Source organism: Treponema sp. (assembly GCF_045657965.1).
Classification (GTDB): domain Bacteria; phylum Spirochaetota; class Spirochaetia; order Treponematales; family Treponemataceae; genus Treponema_D.
In genome coordinates this window covers 1-4,298 of sequence record NZ_JAZOUG010000053.1, presented here as the reverse complement: position 1 = coordinate 4,298, position 4,298 = coordinate 1, and the positions used below count along the sequence as shown (strand labels likewise).

General features: G+C 44.0%; 5 protein-coding genes. All 5 read left to right on the top strand.

All coding sequences use genetic code 11. The features are described from left to right. Nucleotides 1–462, top strand: a 462-nt coding sequence (locus ACKI5B_RS01990) for a hypothetical protein (RefSeq protein WP_407425309.1), incomplete at its 5' end; no start/stop codon positions are given. An 87-nt stretch (nucleotides 463–549) separates the two neighbouring features. Beyond that, the gene (locus ACKI5B_RS01985) at nucleotides 550–1,506 is read left to right on the top strand and encodes a hypothetical protein (RefSeq protein ID WP_407425307.1); all 957 of its coding nucleotides are present in this window, start codon (nucleotides 550–552) and stop codon (nucleotides 1,504–1,506) included. After that, nucleotides 1,469–2,143, top strand: a complete 675-nt coding sequence (locus tag ACKI5B_RS01980; protein WP_407425305.1) for a hypothetical protein — start codon at nucleotides 1,469–1,471, stop codon at nucleotides 2,141–2,143. Before ACKI5B_RS01985 ends, ACKI5B_RS01980 begins: the two co-directional genes overlap by 38 nt. A gap of 25 nt (nucleotides 2,144–2,168) precedes the next feature. Continuing rightward, nucleotides 2,169–3,269 carry a hypothetical protein gene (locus ACKI5B_RS01975; RefSeq protein ID WP_407425303.1) on the top strand — a complete coding sequence of 367 codons (1,101 nt, stop codon included), beginning with the start codon at nucleotides 2,169–2,171 and terminating at the stop codon, nucleotides 3,267–3,269. A 12-nt stretch (nucleotides 3,270–3,281) separates the two neighbouring features. Further along, nucleotides 3,282–4,094: a C40 family peptidase gene (locus tag ACKI5B_RS01970; protein ID WP_407425301.1), complete on the top strand. Its 813-nt coding sequence runs from the start codon at nucleotides 3,282–3,284 to the stop codon at nucleotides 4,092–4,094. Nucleotides 4,095–4,298: the final 204 nt, after the last annotated feature.

Below are 4,298 nucleotides of genomic sequence, written 5' to 3'. Positions count from 1 at the left end.
CCTGCAAAGACTGTAGGAGCTGATTCTTATACACTTCTTCGTCATACTCCGAAGAGCAGACAGCGCCTGATTCTTTACAAGCCATTTATCACAATGGCAGAAGCAACTATCATGCCGGAGATCTTCAACCCTCAGTATCTTGATATTAAGAATGCTGAGTTCGTAAACTTCTGGCAGGCTGATGCAGGCGACATTCTCGGAAATGCTGAGATCAATGTAACACCTGCCATTCCGGATGTTTCTTCACCAGGAAGCCAGACAGTAGGAACTGCTGTAAATCTTGAGTATTTCATCGGTGCTCTTTATGATGCAGATGCAATCCTTGTTGATTACCAGCTTGAAGATGCACTTGCAACACCGGTAGAAGCACGTAAGAGATATTACAACATGTGGTGGTCCTTCCAGAAGAATGCTATCGCAGACTTCACAGAGAATGGTATCATTTATTTCATGGCAGACTAATGCGAGAGCATAATCTGAATAAATAATCACCTGAGGCGGTGGGCGGTCATACCGCTTGCCGCCTTTTGTGTGAAGAAAGGACAAGAAATGTATTTACCTTTGAATTTTGAGCAGATAAATGCAGCCGCAGGAACAACAAATCCCTCAATGATTAAAGCGTACAATAACAAGGCCTTCGATTATTGGGTGCGCTCACTCTTGCACCGTGCTCTTTCAACGATTGATTTTACACTGCCGGACGAATGGCAGGGAAATTCTGTGAAGGATTTCTTTAAATATGTAATATCCATGAAAGGTTTTGTCGGTGTATGGGAAGAGCCATCTGAAGGCGGCCTGATCTTTAACCCCGGCAACGTCACCGGGTACAATTTATATTATCAGCCTACGCATTTTATCGTTGCAAATCCTGCTTTATCTGTCGCAGCCAATTCCAAGATACTTGAAATAGGTAAGAACTGCGAACTGCTTAAACTCACTCCGGACTATTCCGGCATATGGGATGTCATTGAATATTATGCCGAAAAACTGGCTGTTCTTGATAATGCAATCAATGTTTCCCTGATAAATAATAAGTTTTCTTACATCCTCGGCGCAAAGAACAAGAGTGCTGCCGAAGCTCTTAAGAAGATGCTGGATAAAATAAACCGTGGTGAACCTGCAGTCATATATGATTATCGTATCCTTGATGATGCGCAGAGCAAGGACACACCTTTTCAGTTCCTGGAAAAGAAGGACCTTAAGAATAATTACATTACTACGGATCAGCTGAAGGACTTTCAGACAATACTTAATATGTTTGATGCTGAAGTCGGCATTCCTACTATTCCTTATGAAAAGAAAGAAAGAATGGTGACTGATGAAGCCAACAGCCGCCAGACAGACAGTATCACACGTTTAACTACATGGCTTGAATGTTTCAATGAATCAGCTGAGAATGTAAATAAGATGTTCGGTACAAACATTTTTGCAGAAATGCATTTTAAGCCGGAAGAAGAGGAGGAAGAAAATGTCAACGATGAAGATGACAATCTACGGATTGAATAATTATATGGCATCTGTTCAGGATGATCTATTCTCCGGCCTTACTCTTCCGACAGGTATTACTAAAGATGTTGTCGTTAAGAACATCTTGAAAGAGTCTGCAGATTTTGAAACATTGTACTCGGATCCGTACTTCCTGCAGGAGCTGATTACTAACTGGAGTACTAAATGGTATCCGACTTTTGAAAAGTGGTATAATGCATTACAGATTAAATACGATCCTCTTAATAACTTCGACCGCTATGAAGAGTGGGAAGATACCGGCACAAGTGCAAGCACGAATATCGGAACCGGTAATGTTTCAAATAAGACTAAGACCGAAGAAACACCTACGGGTGAAATGATTCAGGATCATTATGTTACGCCTTATGAGAATACAAATAAGACCTTACAGAGTGAAGACCTGACTAAATATAACACTTATAAAGATACTACCGAAACGAATGCCACAAGCGGAACCAGTACAAGCAATACAGGAACCGGAAGCACCACAGGAAAACATCAGGGCCATTTATATGGTAATATAGGTGTTACCACTTCACAGCAAATGCTGGAGTCGGAACTTGAAATTGCCACATGGAACCTTGTGCAGCATATTACAGATATTTTTATGAAAGAGTTCTGTATAATGGTCTATTAAAGGACCTTAAAGAAAGGAGTTAAAAATGACACGTTTCAATAACAAATATCCGTATACGGATTTTCATGAATTAAATGCCGACTGGCTTCTTGAAACTGTTAAGGATGCAGCTGCAGAAGCTAAAGAAGCAGCTGAAACTGTAGAAACCTACGATGCCAGATTGACGGTAGTTGAAGACGATCTTACAAACAATGTAGGCCCGGCAATCAGTACACTTCAGTCAGAAGTCGAAACGCCTGCCACCGGACTTCTGGATAGAGTAACGGCAGTCGAAGGTGATATTACAAATACTATAGGTCCGGATATCAGCACACTTCAGGCCGAAGTAGAAACACCTACTACCGGACTTCTTGACCGTGTGACAGCGCTTGAAAATCAGCCGGTACCATCAGCAAATGCTGTTTATTATCTTGAATTTGACAGTTCACTTATACCTATTGATCCTACTACAGCTTATGACAGCCGGATAGAATATGACTGGCTTAAGCAGTTCGTACCACTTAATACCAGCGGTGAGGACACTCATGTTATTAAGCTTTATGACAGCCACACAATGAAGGTTTATGATCTGGCTGCATTCCATCTTCAGGAGTCTGTAAGCCCGGATGGAAAGTTCATATTTACGAACAGAGAAGAGCATGCAACCGGCGGTGTAGTTGATTACTACACAGACAGCACCGTTACGGTATTACAGAACGGAAGCAATCCGACATTTACCGAAAGTGTTGAAATGGTACTTCCTGAAGTGTCAATTGCTGATGCAGGTTCATTCCTTGCGGTTGATGAAAACGGCGAATGGGGGCTTGATACACCAGTCGTTCCGGAAGTTGAAAGTGGCACCATAGCTTATACGCATACCGATATAACGGCAAACGCATATTGGTATAGAATAGGTGAAGTTGTAACGGTTACAACATTATTCCATGCTGATTATACCGGCAGTACAGGTGTATTATTTACCGTTCCATATGTACCTAAAGCAGGCTTCGGAACGTTCTTCAGGTGTAGTAGTCCAAACGCTGATCTTCAGACGTGGGTTTCCGGCACTACAGGCGATGTTTCAATCACTACAACGACAGCGGCCGCAAATAACTACGGTGTATCGTTTAGCTATGTAAGAGCTTAAGGGGGTGTTCTTATGGCTAATTTGTTATATACAGCTAAAGCATTTGTCGACTTGGTGAAACTTGCGGCAGAATGTGAAACGTACTATGTTACAGGCGGTATAGGCTATAAAAACACGCCTGCTAACGTAGAACGCGCATGCAAGGCGTATGCGAAGAATAAGGCAAGGAATATACCTACAGACGGTAAGGGCTTTATGTTTGATTGTGTAGGGCTTATCAAAGCAATCGCGTGCTGGGGTTGGACACCGGGACATGAAACCGAGTACAATAACAAGTACGATTACAACGACAAAGGCTTTTATGATAAGTTTGGCACACAGTCAAGCGCCGACTTCTCGAAGATTGATGAAGGCGAAATGGTGCTTATACCCGGTCATATAGGCGTTTATATTGGAAATGGGCAGGTTGTTGAATGTACCCCGAAGTGGGACGGGGGCGTACAGATCTCGAACCTTGCGAACATTGGCAAGAACTACGGCAAGTGCAGGGCTTGGCAGAAACACGCCAAAATTAACTTCTTGGCCTACGGCACAGAGCCGACACCGACGCCAACGCCTACACCTGTTAGTAACTATCCGGGAACATTCCCGACGTTACCTAAACGCGGTTATTTCGACAAGGGCGACAAGGGCGTAAACGTTGTCAGATGCCAGGAATTTCTCGAATGGTACAAGCCCGGTATACTTAAACAGTACGGTGCAGACGGTAAGTATGGGCCTGTCACCTGCGCAGCTGTTCGCGACTTCCAGAAGGCTTGCGGCCTTAAGGTTGATGGATCCGTAGGACCTCAGACGCTGCAGGCCATGAAGAACTATCGCAAATAATCCTTCATACGTTTCCTCATATCCCCTACGTAAAGCCCCGGTCAACTCTGGCCGGGGTTTTGCTATGCTACGGCATGATGCAGCGCGAGGTACCGTTGATTAGCCAGGGCAAGAGCAAGGCGGTGGCCACCGGTCAGAGCGAGGTGTGACGCGCGGTGGCCGGACCGGGGAAAGTCAAAAAAGTGATACCCCTTAAACAACTTT